At 68.4% G+C, this 14,846-nt stretch carries 13 protein-coding genes and 1 tRNA gene; 9 read left to right on the forward strand and 5 right to left on the reverse strand.

The features are described 5' to 3' along the window. The first annotated feature begins 37 nt into the window (after positions 1-37). Positions 38-1,549 carry a ribosome biogenesis GTPase Der gene (der, locus tag DSM26151_RS06265; RefSeq protein WP_234661547.1) on the forward strand — a complete coding sequence of 504 codons (1,512 nt, stop codon included), beginning with the start codon at positions 38-40 and terminating at the stop codon, positions 1,547-1,549. 4 nt (positions 1,550-1,553) lie between these two features. On the opposite strand, the gene DSM26151_RS06270 is transcribed toward der, so the two are convergent. Both DSM26151_RS06270 and DSM26151_RS06275 read right to left on the reverse strand, forming a co-directional pair. Then, positions 1,554-2,192, reverse strand: a complete 639-nt coding sequence (locus DSM26151_RS06270) for a GNAT family N-acetyltransferase (protein ID WP_234661548.1) — start codon at positions 2,190-2,192, stop codon at positions 1,554-1,556. Then, positions 2,189-2,695: a nitroreductase family deazaflavin-dependent oxidoreductase gene (locus tag DSM26151_RS06275; RefSeq protein WP_234661549.1), complete on the reverse strand. Its 507-nt coding sequence runs from the start codon at positions 2,693-2,695 to the stop codon at positions 2,189-2,191. The genes DSM26151_RS06270 and DSM26151_RS06275 overlap by 4 nt, the downstream gene beginning before the upstream one ends. Positions 2,696-2,757: 62 nt before the next feature. Here DSM26151_RS06275 and DSM26151_RS06280 point away from each other — a divergent pair, with 62 nt between their 5' ends. The 3 genes from DSM26151_RS06280 to DSM26151_RS06290 all read left to right on the forward strand — a co-directional run bounded on the left by DSM26151_RS06280 (position 2,758) and on the right by DSM26151_RS06290 (position 4,048). Then, positions 2,758-3,228: a MarR family winged helix-turn-helix transcriptional regulator gene (locus DSM26151_RS06280; RefSeq protein WP_234661550.1), complete on the forward strand. Its 471-nt coding sequence runs from the start codon at positions 2,758-2,760 to the stop codon at positions 3,226-3,228. 1 nt (position 3,229) lies between these two features. Then, positions 3,230-3,886, forward strand: a complete 657-nt coding sequence (locus DSM26151_RS06285; protein WP_234661551.1) for a hypothetical protein — start codon at positions 3,230-3,232, stop codon at positions 3,884-3,886. 85 nt (positions 3,887-3,971) lie between these two features. Beyond that, a tRNA-Pro gene (locus tag DSM26151_RS06290) sits at positions 3,972-4,048 on the forward strand. A 115-nt stretch (positions 4,049-4,163) separates the two neighbouring features. Here the strand turns inward: DSM26151_RS06290 and DSM26151_RS06295 are convergent. After that, complete coding sequence (locus DSM26151_RS06295; RefSeq protein WP_234661552.1) at positions 4,164-5,048, reverse strand: aldo/keto reductase; 885 nt, start codon at positions 5,046-5,048, stop codon at positions 4,164-4,166. After that, the gene (locus DSM26151_RS06300; RefSeq protein WP_326491037.1) at positions 5,045-6,544 is read right to left on the reverse strand and encodes a sulfatase-like hydrolase/transferase; all 1,500 of its coding nucleotides are present in this window, start codon (positions 6,542-6,544) and stop codon (positions 5,045-5,047) included. Before DSM26151_RS06300 ends, DSM26151_RS06295 begins: the two co-directional genes overlap by 4 nt. A gap of 101 nt (positions 6,545-6,645) precedes the next feature. Here DSM26151_RS06300 and DSM26151_RS06305 point away from each other — a divergent pair, with 101 nt between their 5' ends. The 5 genes from DSM26151_RS06305 (at position 6,646) to DSM26151_RS06325 (ending at position 13,782) form a co-directional block, all read left to right on the forward strand. Next, entirely contained in the window at positions 6,646-8,055 is a 1,410-nt protein-coding gene (locus DSM26151_RS06305) for an ABC transporter substrate-binding protein (protein ID WP_234661553.1), read from the forward strand. Beyond that, positions 8,055-8,999, forward strand: coding sequence for a carbohydrate ABC transporter permease (locus DSM26151_RS06310; protein WP_234661554.1), 945 nt, complete (start codon positions 8,055-8,057; stop codon positions 8,997-8,999). Before DSM26151_RS06305 ends, DSM26151_RS06310 begins: the two co-directional genes overlap by 1 nt. 5 nt (positions 9,000-9,004) lie before the next feature. Then, positions 9,005-9,820: a carbohydrate ABC transporter permease gene (locus tag DSM26151_RS06315; RefSeq protein WP_234661555.1), complete on the forward strand. Its 816-nt coding sequence runs from the start codon at positions 9,005-9,007 to the stop codon at positions 9,818-9,820. A gap of 61 nt (positions 9,821-9,881) precedes the next feature. After that, positions 9,882-11,402 carry a sulfatase family protein gene (locus tag DSM26151_RS06320; RefSeq protein WP_234661556.1) on the forward strand — a complete coding sequence of 507 codons (1,521 nt, stop codon included), beginning with the start codon at positions 9,882-9,884 and terminating at the stop codon, positions 11,400-11,402. Beyond that, positions 11,395-13,782 carry an alpha-L-rhamnosidase-related protein gene (locus DSM26151_RS06325; protein WP_234661557.1) on the forward strand — a complete coding sequence of 796 codons (2,388 nt, stop codon included), beginning with the start codon at positions 11,395-11,397 and terminating at the stop codon, positions 13,780-13,782. Before DSM26151_RS06320 ends, DSM26151_RS06325 begins: the two co-directional genes overlap by 8 nt. Here DSM26151_RS06325 and DSM26151_RS06330 read toward each other — a convergent pair. Beyond that, the gene (locus tag DSM26151_RS06330; RefSeq protein WP_234661558.1) at positions 13,773-14,741 is read right to left on the reverse strand and encodes a LacI family DNA-binding transcriptional regulator; all 969 of its coding nucleotides are present in this window, start codon (positions 14,739-14,741) and stop codon (positions 13,773-13,775) included. The genes DSM26151_RS06325 and DSM26151_RS06330 overlap by 10 nt on opposite strands. Positions 14,742-14,846 lie beyond the last annotated feature (105 nt).

Consider the following 14,846-nt stretch of genomic DNA (forward strand, 5'->3'; position numbering starts at 1 on the left):
GCGCCCGCGCGCGACCCCGAGACACCCAGGAGTTGGAATGACCGATCGCGACGACGAGTTCGACGCACCCGACGACGACCTCGCCGAGCGCCTCGCGGGCGTCGACGACGAGCTCGCCGAGCAGCGCGCCGCCGCACTCCGGTCGGGGCTCGACGACTACGACCTGGAGGACGAGGACCTCGACCTGCTCGAGCACGCCGAGGAGGGCGAGGAGGGCATCCGCTACCTCCCGGCGCTGCCGGTCATCGCGATCGTGGGCCGCCCGAACGTGGGCAAGTCGGCGCTCGTGAACCGCATCCTCGGGCGCCGCGAAGCCGTCGTCGAGGACACGCCCGGCGTGACCCGGGACCGCGTGTCGTACAAGGGCGAGTGGCTCGACCGACGCTTCACGCTCGTCGACACGGGCGGTTGGGAGCCCGACGCGCGGGGCATCGACGCGTCGGTCGCGGCGCAGGCCGAGGTCGCGATCGAACTGTGCGACGTCGTGCTGTTCGTGGTGGATGCCACGGTCGGCGCGACCGCGACCGACGAGCACGTCGTGCGGCTGCTCCGCAAGACGAAGAAGCCCGTGTTCCTCGTCGCGAACAAGGTCGACGACGCCCGCCAGGAGCCCGAGGCGGCGGCGCTCTGGAACCTCGGCCTGGGCGAGCCGTACCCGGTCTCGGCGCTGCACGGCCGCGGCGTCGCCGACATGCTCGAAGCGGTCTTCAAGGTCCTTCCGCAGGTTTCGGCCGTCGCGAAGGACGAGTTCGGCGGCCCTCGCCGGGTCGCGATCCTCGGGCGCCCGAACGTGGGCAAGTCGAGCCTGCTCAACAAGGCGGCCCGCGAGGAGCGCGTCGTCGTCAACGACCTCGCCGGCACCACGCGCGACCCGGTCGACGAGCAGATCGAGCTCGGCGGCAAGGTGTGGCGCTTCGTCGACACCGCCGGCATCCGCCGCCGCGTGCACCTGCAGCAGGGCGCCGACTTCTACGCGTCGCTGCGCACGCAGGCCGCGCTCGAGAAGGCCGAGGTCGCCGTCGTGCTCCTCGATGTCTCGCAGCCGATCTCCGAACAGGACGTGCGCATCATCGACCTCGTGCTCGAGTCGGGCCGCGCGCTCGTGCTCGCGTACAACAAGTGGGACCTCCTCGACGACGACCGTCGCCGCTACCTCGAGCGCGAGATCGAGCAGGACCTGCACCACGTGCAGTGGGCGCCGCGCGTGAACATCTCCGCGAAGACCGGCCGGCACCTCGAGAAGCTCGTGCCCGCCCTGGAGACCGCGCTCGAGTCGTGGGACACGCGCATCCCGACCGGCAAGTTCAACGCGTTCCTCACCGAGCTCGTCCAGGCCCACCCGCACCCCCTGCGGGGCGGCAAGCAGCCGCGCATCCTGTTCGGCACCCAGGCGTCGACGCGCCCGCCGACCTTCGTGCTGTTCACGACCGGGTTCCTCGACCCCGGCTACCGCCGGTTCATCCAGCGCCGCCTGCGCGAGATCTACGGCTTCGTCGGCACGCCCATCGTGACGAACATGCGCGTCCGCGAGAAGCGGCAGCGCGCGTAGGGCGTCACTCGCCCAGCAAGACCTGCATGATCGCGCGGTCGGGCTTCGGGCGCGCGACCTCGACGAAGCCGGCCGCCGCGTACATCGGCACGGTGCCGGGGAAGAGGTCGGCCGCGGGCGTCTTCGCGCCGTTCGCGCGCCTGACCTCGGTGTCGACGGCATAGGCTTCGACCACCCTCGCGCCGTGCGACCGCGCGTGCTCGACGGCCGCCCGGGCGAGGGCGCCAGCGACGCCGCGCCGGCGATGCGCCCGCGGCACCACGAAGCACGAGACCGACCACACCCCGGGGTCGTCGAAGTCGGCCTCGGGCGATGCCGGCCCGAGCCGCCCGTGCGGGAGGCGTACGAGCGCGGGCCGAGGCTCGACCGCGCACCACCCGACGGGCGTGTCGTCGTCGTACGCGATGAGGCCCGGCCCGGGCTCAGGGCCGGCGAGCTGGGCGGCCAGGCGGCCCCGCAGTTCGTCGCGCGGCGCGGTGTCGAACTCGGCGCCGCGCAGCTTGTACCACTGGCACCAGCACCCGGCCGGGTCGCCGCGCGTGCCGAACACCGCCTCGACGTCGGCGAACGGCGCCTCACGCGCCGAGACGACGCGGAACCGCGGTGCGGTCGGTGCGGGGGCGGCCTCGGCAGGCTCGGTCATGGGGAGACGCTCTCGCCCGCCGGCGACCTGCGCGGATCGAGTCGAAGGGCGCGCAGGTCGAGCGCCATGACGCGCAGTGCCGCCGGGTCGCCGGTGAACCTCTCGCCGAGTGCCATGCGGCCGAGCATCGCGGCGGCCTTCGGGTGGCGGCGCTGGTAGTCGGCGAGCAGGTCGAACCGGGCGTCCTCGTCGAGGTCGACGGCGGTCGCCGCGTACCGGTCCGAACGCCAGTGGACGCCGACGTGCGGCCGTGCGAGCGCGTTGCGGTACCAGTCGGTGCGCGAGCCCCGGCTCGCGACGACCCACAGCGTCGGGGGAGCCGAGCCGGAGCGCTCGCTCCGGACGACCTCGAGCACGGTCTGCCGTTCGACCCCGCTGCGGCGCCCCGTCGCGCTCAGCATGAGGTACCGGCCGCCCATCATCTCGCCGAGTCCCGCCCGGTAGATCGCCGCTGGGGCGCGGTAGAACCAGCTCAGCAGGGGTCCGGGCTTCTTCATCGCCATCCGTTCAGCCTAGGAGCTCGACCCGGCGCCGCACGCGCAACATTGTGAAGTATCATCACGATATGGCCACGCCCGCGACCGTGCTCGACCGGCTGCTCGAGATCAGCGACCTGTTCCAACGCGACCTCGCCCGCGAGTTCGCGGGCACCTCGCTCACCGCGTCGCGCACCCGGCTGCTGTGGGAGCTCGTGCACGAGGGGCCCAGCACCCAGCACGCGCTCGCGGAACGGCTCGAGGTCAGCCCGCGGAACGTCACCGGCCTGGTCGACGCGCTCGAGGCATCCGGCTACGTCCGGCGCGAGCCGCACCCGAGCGACCGCCGTGCGTTCCTCGTCACCCTCACCGCGGCCGCCGAAGCGCTCATGACCGAGATGCAGCGCGACCACGCCGAACTCTCCGAAACCCTGCTCGCCGCGGTCGCGCCCGAGGATCGCGCCGCGTTCCTGCGCGGCGCCGAGGCCGTCGCCGACCGGCTCCGCGGGCTCGTCGAGACCGCCGAGGCCGGCCGTGCGGCCAGCCGGAGGGAGCCGTGACATGACCGCGGAGGTCCGACGCGCGCCCGTGGCATCCGTCGCCCGTCGGGTCGGCGCGACCGCCCTGCGGGCGCTGAGACTCGAACTGCGCATCTACGCCAGCATCGGCCGGCTCATCGCCCGGCGCCCGGCGATCGCCCCCGGCGCGAGCGGGTTCGGCTACCACGCACCCGTCATCACGATCCTCTGGATCTTCATCGTGCTCTCGGCCGTCGAGATCCCGATCCTCGACCTCATCGTCCACCGCTGGCCCGTCGTGCGCATCACCGTGCTCGTCATCGGGATCTGGGGACTCACCTGGATGATCGGGCTCCTCGCCGCCTATCTGATGCGGCCGCACACGGTCGGGCCCGACGGCATCCGCGTGCGCGAGGGCCTCGAGACCGACGTGCTGCTCGCCTGGGACGACATCGCCTCGGTCGCGCGCGAGCGCCGCATCGACGAACCCAAGACGCCGAAGGTCACTGAAGCGGACGGCACCCGAACGCTGTCACTGCGGATGCAGAACGAGACCGCCGTGCTCATCGAGCTCGAACGGCCGACCCGGGTGCGGCTGCCCGGGCAGCCCCCGCGCGGGGGCGAGCAGGTGGTCGACCACGTTCGCATCTGGGTCGACGACGTGGACGGGTTCATGGCGGCGGTGCGGCGGGAGATCTGAATCCGCTGCGGGCACGTGTGCACGAGCACCCCTCCGGATGCGGCTATGATTGACGAGTTGCCTTCGACGGAGACGAAGCGGGCATCGGGCTGTGGCGCAGCTTGGTAGCGCACTTGACTGGGGGTCAAGGGGTCGCAGGTTCAAATCCTGTCAGCCCGACCAGAAAGTCCCGGAAACTCAAGGGTTTCCGGGACTTCCTCGTTGGAAGCGAGGCTATCGACTCAACGGAGCAGGACCGTGGAGTCCTCGCTGGAAGTCGACGTCGGTGGACGTGGGCTCACGTGGCGGTCGCGTCGGTCAGCCCTCCACGTGCCGAATCCGCCCGGGCTGTGTCGGAGGCCCACGCGGCCGCACAGGCCGCGTCCCAGTACTCCGTCTGCGCTGCCGCTCCGTCGGCTGCACGCGACGGGCTTCCCATGCCCACGATCACCGACAGGGCCTCCGAGTTGGCGAGCATCCCACGGAGCGCCAGACGATGCGCCCCCACGCCGCGTTCCCGTGCGAGTGCCGCGAGCGCTGGGAGGCGCGCCGGGAGGTCGCGAGCGTGCGCGGGACCGCCGAGGGGCGAGAAGGCGAAGAACGCCAGGCCGAGGTGCTCGGCGCAACGGAGCTCCGACGTGGCATCGCCGGCGACGAGGCGGTTCTGAACGGCGGTCAGTCGGCACGACGAACGTGCCGCCTCGATCTGAGCCACGGAGGCATTCGAGATTCCGATCGCGCCGATCTTGCCTTCGCGCCGCAAGTCGTCCAGGGCGCCGAAAGCTTCTTCGAGGTCTCCGCCTTCGTCGGCGCGGTGGAGGTAGTACAGGTCGAGACGCTCGCGATTCAGGGAACGAAGGCTCGCGTCGACGTCCCGCCGCAAGCGGTCGGGTGTGTTCTCGACCGCCCACGTCGTCGGACCGGTGCGGAAGTGGCCGCCCTTGGTCATGATCACGGCACCTTCTCGCCCGCGAAGCGCCCCGGCGAGGAGGTGCTCGTTGTGAAGGTCGTCATCGACCGTGGCATACGCTCGTGCCGTATCGAAAACACGCACCCCGGCCTCATATGCGGCGCGGATCGTGGCGACCGCGTTCGCGTCGTCGCGCAGATCCGCGGTCGAGAAGCGTCCGCAGCCTTGCGCAACGCGACCGCGGAGGAATGCGGCTGTGATCGAGCCGGTCATCGAGGCAGCGGACCGCGGATGAGCGGGCTCATTTCCCGCATGCGATGGATAGGGGGTGTCGTCTCAGAGACGACGTACGTCCAGAGCTCACGCTGATTCGGGAACGGGTCCTCGAAATACGCCAGCCACTCCTCCAACTTCGCGTGGAGGCGCGCCTGGACCTCTGCAGTCCCAGGAACCCCGGGTAGTGGGATGCGCCCGAAGTGGTTGTCGAGCTGATGAGTGTCGTCGGAGCGGCGGAACAGGGTATCCATGCGCCGCAGCAGCACGGTGCGGCCGACGTCCGACTCCGCATGCGGTTCCGAACCGTCTGTGCGGTCGATGTTCTCGGTCGAGTACGTCCACTCCTTGGTGTAGACGCCTCGCCACGGGGTAGTGAAGTAGAAGAGGGGCGCTGACTCGACGACGTCGTCGTCCTCGTCGCGGATCGCTGCCGACAGGTCCTTGCCGTGGACATGCTCGGGCACGTCGAGCCCCATCAGCCCGAGCAGCGTCGGCATGAGGTCGATCGTCCCCACGATCAGTTCGGACGTGCGCGCTCGCACCTGCCCAGGGATCGACATGATCAGGGGTACGCGTGCCGACACGTCCTCGGGGCTGGACTTGTGCCAATGGTTGTTGAACGCGCCGAAGGTCTCGCCGTGGTCGCTCGTGTACACGATGATCGTGTTTTCACGCACGCCGCGCTCATCAAGCGCTGCAATGACTCGGCCGACGTTGGCGTCGACCTCGCTGCAGAGGGCTAGGTAGCCCTGGGTCATCAGGCGCGTGCGCTCGTTGACCGGGACCGTGGGGCGAAGGGTGAGAGCATCCGGGTCGTAGAGGTCCTTGAACTCGTCAGGCGCGTCGAACGAGGTGTACTTCGCATCGTCTCCGCCGTTGTGGTTGTGCGGCGCGTGGTACGAGACGAACAGGGTGAACGGGTCATCGACGCTCTGGTTCTCGATGAAGCGCAGGGCCTGATCGGTCTGCCCTTCCACCTCCCAACAACCGAAGTGCACCTTCTCGTCGCCGTCCCAGAAGAAGGAGTTGTCGGGGTCGTAGTTGACCGCGCAGTTGTTCGACAGGAATTCGTCATCGAAGCCGTGGCGATCCGGTCCGGCCGGGATCGGGCGGTTCCGGTCTCCACCGTACAGGTGCCACTTGCCGACATACCCGTTGCGGTATCCGTGGCGCCGGGTGACTTCGGCGAACGAGTCACCGAGGTCTGTCGCCAGGCGCCGGTCGTTCGTGAAGCAGTTGTTCCACAGCGGGTGCACGCCCGAGATGAGCATGCTCCGCGCGGGCGTGCAGACGGGCGAGTTCGAGACCGCGTGATCGAACAACAGGCCCCGTTCGGCAAGTCGATCGAGGTGTGGGGTCTTCACGTCGCTGAGCCCGTACGCACCCAGCATGTCTCGCGACTGCTGGTCGGAGAAGATGAACACGAGGTTCGGCCGCCGGGGGGATCCTGTCGTCGGTGCGGGCGCGTCGTGATCGTATATGAACCGGTTCATGAGGATGATCCTCCCACAGCTTCATTCGACATGGGGGGTCACAGGGCCCTTGGTTGTCAGCAATCTGGCCATGCATCGCTCCTCCAGTTCGAGGTGGGTATATGCGATCGCGGCGGCATCTGCTACATTTTCGTGAATCGGTTCATTGCGACCGAATCCCTGTCCAAGCAAAGAAGGTTGTCACAGTGGCCACTTCACCATTGACCCCCCGCCGGCTTGTCGCCGGCGCCGGCGCGGTCGTGCTCGCCATCTCACTCGCCGCCTGCTCCGCGAGTGACCCCAGCTCCGACGACTCCGACGCCTCGACGCTCAGCGGTGAGATCCGCGTCGGGATGATCGCGTCCCTCGCTCCGCAGTTCGAGCGGTACGCCGAGGAGTTCGAGGCGGACTTCCCCGACATCGACGTCACCGTCGAAGCCGTTGCGGAGTCGCCCGCCGACTACATCCAGCAACTCGCGACACTGAACCTCAGCGACTCCGTTCCGGATGTGCTGTTCAACACCGGCGGGCTCAACCAGACGCTCGATGCGAATGGCTTGCTGTGGGACATGTCGGAGTGGCTGGATGAAGGCCGATCGGGCCTCGACGCAGCCAGTTTCGCGCCCAACTTCCTCGGTCTGTTCCAGGGCGACGACGGTCGCACCACAGGCCTTCCGGTCAGTGCCGACAGCGGCGTCGTGACATACAACATCGCACAGTTCGAGGAGTACGGCGTGCCGCTGCCGACCGAGGACTGGACCTACGAGGAGATGTACGACGCCGCACGCCAGATCACCGAGGGGTCCGGTGGCGATGTCTACGGCATCGTCACTCCTCTCGCTGTGGCCGAAACCCCCTTCCAGTGGTATCCCGTTCTGCGCGCCTACGGCAGCGAGATGTACGACGCCGACGCCGATGAGTTCGTGTTCGCAGACGCTGCGGGCATCGAAGCGTGGACGACGCTGCTGGAGCCGTACACCGAGGAGTTCGGCGTGCCGTACTCAGCGCTCGCGAACGACCCGGGCAAGAACCTCTTCCCGAGCGAGCAGGCAGCCATGGAGGTGTCTTCGACCGCTCGCATCGCCGCACTTCGCGAGCAGATGCAGAGCGACTGGGACGTCGCCCCGATGCCTCTCATCGACGGTGTGCGCACCACCGGCGGGGGTGCGTACTCGCTGTCGCTGAGCGAGAAGTCCGACAAGAAGGACGTCGCGTGGGAGTTCCTCGCGTGGTTCTACTCGGTCGAGGGCGGATTCGAGGTCGCCAAGGACGACGGGATCATCCCCGCGACCACCGACGGCATCGAGAACGGTACCTGGCAGCAGGACCCGCCGCCCGTGCCTGCGAGCTTCGTCCCGACCGTTCAGACGTCGATCGAGGACGCGATCCTGCAGAAGCCGTACCCGGCCGACGTCGCACCGGAGGTGCTGCCGGCGCTTCAGGAAGCGATCCAGAAGGTCATGCTGCGTGACGTCGCCATCGATGTGGCGTTCACGGAAGCCCAGGACTCGCTGAACGCACTGCTGCGGTAATGACAGACACGCGCGCGACTCAGCGCATCGTCACTCGTCCGGGCGCGGGGAACACCCCGCGCCCGGCGGGCCGGCGCGCGCACCGCTTCGACGTCGTCGCCGCGTGGGGGATGCTCACCCCTGCGGTGGTGATGTTCCTCACGTTCGTCATCGTTCCCGCGCTGGTCGGGATCGGACTCAGCTTCACCGAGTGGGACTTCTTCAGGCCGCCCGTCTTCGTGGGCTTCGACAACTACACCCGGCTGGTCTCCGATCCCGACGTCTGGCAGGCGCTCGGCGTGACGATCCAGTACGTCGTGCTCGGCGTGATCCCCACCGTCCTCATCGGCTTCATGATGGCCGTGCTCATCAATGCCAATATGCCCGGCGTTCCGGTGCTGCGCGTGCTCTACTTCGTTCCGGTGGTGCTCTCGGTCGCGGTCTCCGCCGTGTTGTGGTCGTTCATGTACGACCCCCGGCAGGGCCCGATCGCCGCGTTGTTCCGAGTGGTCGACGTTCCGCCCGTCGACTTCCTCAACAGCGAGGTGCTCGCCCTGCCATCGCTCGTTCTCATGATGATCTGGCTGGCCCTGCCGATCGTGATCATCTTCTATCTGGCAGGCCTGCAACGGGTGCCCGAGGACATCTACTCCGCGGCGGCGCTCGACGGCGCCGGCACTTGGCGCATGCTCTGGTCGATGACGTGGCCGAACGTCATGCCGACGACGTTGGTCGTCGTCGTGCTCCAGATCATCAACTTCGTGGCCAACTCACTCGACGTGGCGCTGATCATGACCGGTGGCGGACCGCTCGGGGCGACACGGAGCCTGTCGCTCTATGCGTATGAACAGGCCTTCATGTCTCAGAACGTGGGCTACGCCAGCGCACTGTCGATCTTCCAGCTCCTGCTCATCGTCGGGATCATCGCCCTCGGGCGCGTCCTGGGATCGAGGTCATTCCGATGAAACCCATGACCATGCGCTACGGCCGCTACACCACCATCGTCGTGTTCGGGCTGATCATCGCCTTCCCGCTGCTGTACCTCCTGTCGGGGTCCCTGATGTCATTCCAGGAGATCTCGCAGTACCCGCCGAAGCTCGTGCCGAGCGAACTCATCTGGCAGAACTACGCGGACGCGTGGGAGTACCTCACCCCGCGGACCGTGCTGAACACGTTCATCTTCGTGATCTCGGTCCTGGTGCTGCAGCTCGCGATCTGCCTGCCCGCGGGCTTCGCGCTCGCGAAGATCCCGATCCGCGGCACGGGACTGCTGCTGGCGATGTTCATCATCCCGATCTTCCTGCCTGCGAACCTGACACTCATCCCGACGTTCATCGTGACGCTCGAACTCGGCCTCGTCGGTTCGTTCGCCGGCCTGATCCTGCCCGTGGTGGGCCACGCGTCGCTGGGCATCCTGTTGTTCCGCCAGTTCTTCGCAACGTTCCCGGGCGGTCTGATCGAGGCTGCGCGTCTCGACGGCGCCGGGTGGTTCCGCACGTTCTTCTCGATCGCGCTGCCACTGGCCAAGCCGGTCATCGCGTCGTACTCGGTCGTGACGTTCCTGACGGCGTGGAACATGTACATCTGGCCGCTCGTCGCGGCGCCCGGTCCCGACACCCGCGTGCTCACGCTCGCCCTCGCGCCGCTGGCGCAGGGGGATTTCAGCAACATCTCACCCGCGGTGAGCTTCGCGGCAGCGGTGGTCGCCATGATCCCGGTATTGCTCGTCTTCGTGCTGTTCCAGCGATGGTTCACCCGGGGAATCGTCGGCTCTGGACTCGAATGACCCCTACCGCGACCGACCACGGGCGCGTCCTGCACGCGCCATCCCTTCGAAAGGTTCCACGATGACCGCGGATGACAGGCCCGACATCATCTTCCTGATGACGGACCAGCAGCGCTGGGACGCCCTGGGCGTCCACAACCGCCTGGTCAAGACTCCCCACCTCGATCGCCTGATCGAGTCTGGGATCCTCTTCCCCCAGGCGACCTGCCAGGCGCCGATGTGCGTGCCCAGCCGTCACTCGCTGATGACCGGGACGTACCCGTCGCAGAACGGTGTCCGCTCGAATGAAGCGGCCACGCCGGGCGACGACGCGATCGTCGCTCCCGTGCTCGCAGAGGCGATGCGCGACGCCGGCTACCTCACGGCGGGCTTCGGCAAGACCCACTGGGGTCGAACCCCCGAAATCCCATCGACCCGTGGGTTCGACGTGCGGGTCGTCGGGACGCGCGATCTCGGGATCGAGGTCGGAGCCGTCGGCTGGCAGGAGGAGGAGGACCCCGATGGTCGTGCGGCCTATCTCGAGATGACGCGCGGCTACGGCCCCGGAGAGGAGGAACCGGTCGGGTACATCGGGGCCACGTCGACGATCCCTACCCGGAACCATCCCGACGGCTGGATCGCCGAGCGTGCCCTCGAGTGGCTCGACGGTCCGGATCTCGAAACCGACAAGCCGTTGTTCTTCTACCTCAGCTTCGTGAAGCCCCATGCGGGCCACAACCCCGCCGCGGAGTTCGAGGCGCTGTACGACATCGACGAGATCCCCGATCTCGAGACGCCTCCGTGGGACGAGTCGCGTTACGATCACATCCGGGTTCGAGACGACAACTCGCACTTCCTCGGGGCCCGCAGCGAACGGTGGCGTGACGCGTGGCGGGGGTTGACTCCGCGCGAGCGTCGGTACGCGACCCTGCGCTACTGGGCGAACTGCAGTTGGTTGGACTCCCTGTTCGGCAGAGCGCTCGACCGACTTGCGGTGCGAGGCCGTCTCGCCAACGCGCTCATCGTGTTCGCCAGCGACCACGGCGAAATGCTCGGCGAGCGCAACTTCCAGTTCTCCAAGTACTGCCTCTACGACAGCAGCGTGCGCGTGCCGCTGGTCCTTTCCGGCACGGCCATCGCCTCGGGGCTCCGGGGGACTGTGGACGATCGTCCCGCTGCCCTCGTCGACATCTACCCGACGATCGCTCAGGCGGCGGGTTTCGGCATCCACGCGAGCGCCGCGGGTGCTTCGCTGCTCGAGCCGGCCCGCCGGGCGGGGTCGTTCGCCGAGATGCACGAGCCCGCACCTGCGTGGATGTGGCGCACCGCTCGCTACAAGCTCATCGCGTTCGTCGACCCGGAGAGGTCCGGGGCACAAGGCGAGCTCTACGACTTGCAGGCCGACCCTCGAGAGTGGCACGACCTGTACCACGACCCGGCGCACCTCGCGGTGCGCGCGGACCTCATGGCAGAGCTCATCGCCCATATGGCGGCGACCTCCGCCGCTTCACCCACCCACGGCGCGCTCGGCGCAGCACCCGTCCTCGAGGCGGTACACGCCTTCGCAGGCCACCAGAACGACAGCGAGACCAGCCATGAGTGACGTCGACACGCGACAGACCATCCGCCCACAGGACAGCCCTCTCAGCGATCATGCCCTCCTCGAAGGAGTGCAGATCGAGCCCCACGGCCGCTCTGGCCTGGACGGCCGGCCGGCCGGTGCCGTGCGCCGCGCGCTCGAACCGACGTTCCCCGGCGCGTTCTGGTTGGCAACCGACGCCCGGCCCGACCAGCACGCGGGGTTCGTCGCCGACGTCGTGGTGCCGGAGGACTGCTCGTACCGACTCGCCGTCCAGGCGTCGGGCGCCTTCCGCCTTCGCATCGACGCCGAGACCGTCGTGCATGGGCCGCTTCGGTATGCGCCGGCGCTGCCGGAGTATCACGAACAGCGCATCGACCTCCCGGCCGGGCGTCATCGGCTCGCGTTGCATGCGCAGGCCGAGCTCCTGACGACCCGCATGTCGGCGGCGGTGCCGCCCTTCGCGTGGGTGCGGCTCATTGCCGATGACGACGTCGAGGTGTCGCTGAGCTGGCGTGGCCGCGAGCTGGAGGAGTATCACGCCACCGGCTTGCGCGTCAGTCCGCTGCTCGGCTGGGTCGAGTGGCAGGCACTCCCGTTCGTGGGCGCGTGGTGGGACGACGATCTGCATGCCGGGTGGTCCGAGACCCGGGCGGTCGATCTCTCGGTGCTCGGACCCGAAGCCACGTGTGCCGACATCGCCTTGCCCGCATGGCGGACGCATTCGCTCGCACCGCAGTCGTCCGGGGTCTATCGCGACACCTACGTCGGGTACGAGTTCGACGACATCGGCACCCAGTTCCTGCTCGCGGACGACGACCCCGACCCGCTCGATGACCTGGACGGAAGGTGGTTCCGCTACGACCTGGGCCGCGTTCGAGTGGGATCGGTCGCTTTGAGGGTGGCCGCGTCCGCGAAGGCGGAGATCACGGTCGGATTCGCCGAGCGATTGACGCCAGATGGTCGCCCGTCACCCGTCGTCGCCCTCTCAGCTGGTCCGACGCGCATGCTCCAGCACTTCACGGTCGATGCCGGCGAGACGACGATCGAACCGTTGCAGTCCCTCGGCGGCCGCTACGTCGAGGTGCGGGTGCGCGGTGGACTGGACAGCGACATCAAGGACGCCCGCTTCGTCGAGCGGGACTTCCTGGGGGCGCCTACCGGGCGCTTCGAGTCGGGCGACCCACTGCTCGACCGCATTTGGATGACGGGGCTGGACACGCTCCGGGCGACGGCTGAAGACAGTCTCATCGACTCCGTTCGTGAGCGCGGTGAGTGGGTTGGCGACGTTGTCTCGAGCGCCCTGCACCTGTTGAGCGCAGGTTGGGGGGATGTGCGTCTCGTACGCCGCGCATTGCTGCACTCCGCTGCCGGGGCACGTGACGACGGGCTCGTCTCCGGTTGCGGTCCAGGGGAAGTGCTCTACCTCGGCACCTATGCCGCGCAGTGGGTGACGGCGTGCCTCAACGTTGCGCGGGTCGAAGGGGACATCGGCATCCTCCGCGAACTCGAGGAGAGTGCCAGCGCGAATGTCGATGCTCTCCTCGCCTGTATCGATTCCGATGGCGACCACCGCCTCCCTTGGTCGTTCGTCGACTGGGGGTACGGCGTTCCGCAGGACCAGCCCAACCTGGCCGTGCTGTCCCATGTCCACCAGGCGGTGCGGAGTTGGCGGCGCTGGCTCGAACTCCTCGGACAGCATGACCGGGCAGCGGTCTACGGGGTCGACGAAGAGCGGCTCGCGCGGGTGCTCGCTCGTTGGATGGGCGACCCCGCCAACCCCTACCACTCATGGACCCTCGGTGTTCAGAGCGGCATCGTCGATCCCGAGGGCGCGGCGGAGTACATCCAGAAGCACGTCTCGCGGGCGTTCCCGTTCGACCGCACGGCGGACAGACTTCGCGACCCAGGACAGGTGCGTCCCGGCGCGGTCACACCGTACTTCACGAACTACTCCTTTCCCGTCCTCCTCGACACGGGTCTCGGCTCCGAGGTCGCGGAGATGTGGCGCACCGGTTGGGGCTGGATGCTCGAGCGCGGAGCCACGACCTGGTGGGAGGTCTTCGACGAGCGGTGGAGCCAATGCCATTACTGGGGTGGCGCGCCGACCTGGCAGATGTCGCGGTGGGGCCTCGGGCTGCATCTCGACGTCGATCACGAAGGACCGGTCGCCGACCTCCGCGTCAACGACCTCGGGCGGGACCGGGTCTCGGGCCGCGCGCATCTCGCCGGTGGCCGGACTGCCGAGGTGGAGTGGGAGAAGACCGGCGGTGATTCCATCCGCTACCGGATCGACTTGTCGGACGCGATCCGCCTCCGCGTGCATGGTCGGGTGCGGCACTTGTCGCGCGGCGGTCATGAGTTCGAGATGCAACGCCAGGGAAGCAGCGCGCTCTACCGATGAAGACCGACCGACGTGGGCAGCGACGTGTGGCGCACGACGAGTTCGGGGGAGTACACGCGCCGGGAATGCTCGTGGCCTGGCCCCGCGGCGATCTCCGCGACCGTGAGCTCCACCGCGGCCTGGGCGATGAGTTCGACCGGCTGACGCACCGTCGTCAACGGCACCTGCGCGGTCGCGGCGAACTCGATGTCGTCGTGCCCGATGAGGCTCAGGTCATCGGGAATGCGGATGCCGCCTTCCCGGGTGATCTCGTGCATCAGCCCTATGGCCAGCCGGTCGTTCGCTGCGAAGATCGCGTCGGGGCGGCGTTCGGGCGGCGTCGCGAGTACGCGCGCTCCCACCCGCCGACCTTCGTCGATCGAGAGAGTGACGGTCGACAGGTAGTCCATGCGCACCCCGGGCGTCTCGGCTACGGCGCGCGCGGCACCGTCCACACGCCCGCGGACCTGGTGGATCGGGCCGCCGGCGACGAGGATGTCACGCCGCCCCTGTTCGATGAGGTGTCGCACGGCGACGTAGCCGCCGTGCTCCGCGTCGGACTGGACGGTGCTGAAATCTCCATCGGCGTCGGCTACGCCGAGGAGCACGATCGGGGTGCCGCTGGCGTGAATGGAACGCACGCGTGGGGTGACTCCGCCGATCGGCGCCAGCATGATCCCGCCGACGCGCTGCTCTTCGAACAAGTCGAGATAGCGGGTCTCGCGCTCGGCCCGCTGCGAGCTTCCGCCCAGCAGCACGGAGAAGCCGGCCTTCTCCGCGGCGTCCTCGGCCACTTCGGCGAGTGTGTTGAAGAAGGAGTCGTAGCCGCTCAGAACGAGCAGACCGAGGGTCCTGCTCGAACCCGAGGAGAGCTGCCGGGCGTGGCTGTTGGGCACGTAGTCGAGGTCGCGCATCGCAGCGTGCACGCGCGCAACGAGTTCGGGCTTCACCGAAGTACGACCGTTGAGCACATTGGACACGGTTCCCACCGAGACTCCCGCAGCGCGAGCGACGTCTCTGATGTGAACCCGCGCGCGCGACATCGAACTGGCCTCCCGTCCTGCCCGCACCGCCATGGCTCGACG

This window comes from Agromyces marinus, from assembly GCF_021442325.1.
In the GTDB taxonomy this organism is placed as follows: Bacteria; Actinomycetota; Actinomycetes; order Actinomycetales; family Microbacteriaceae; genus Agromyces; species Agromyces marinus.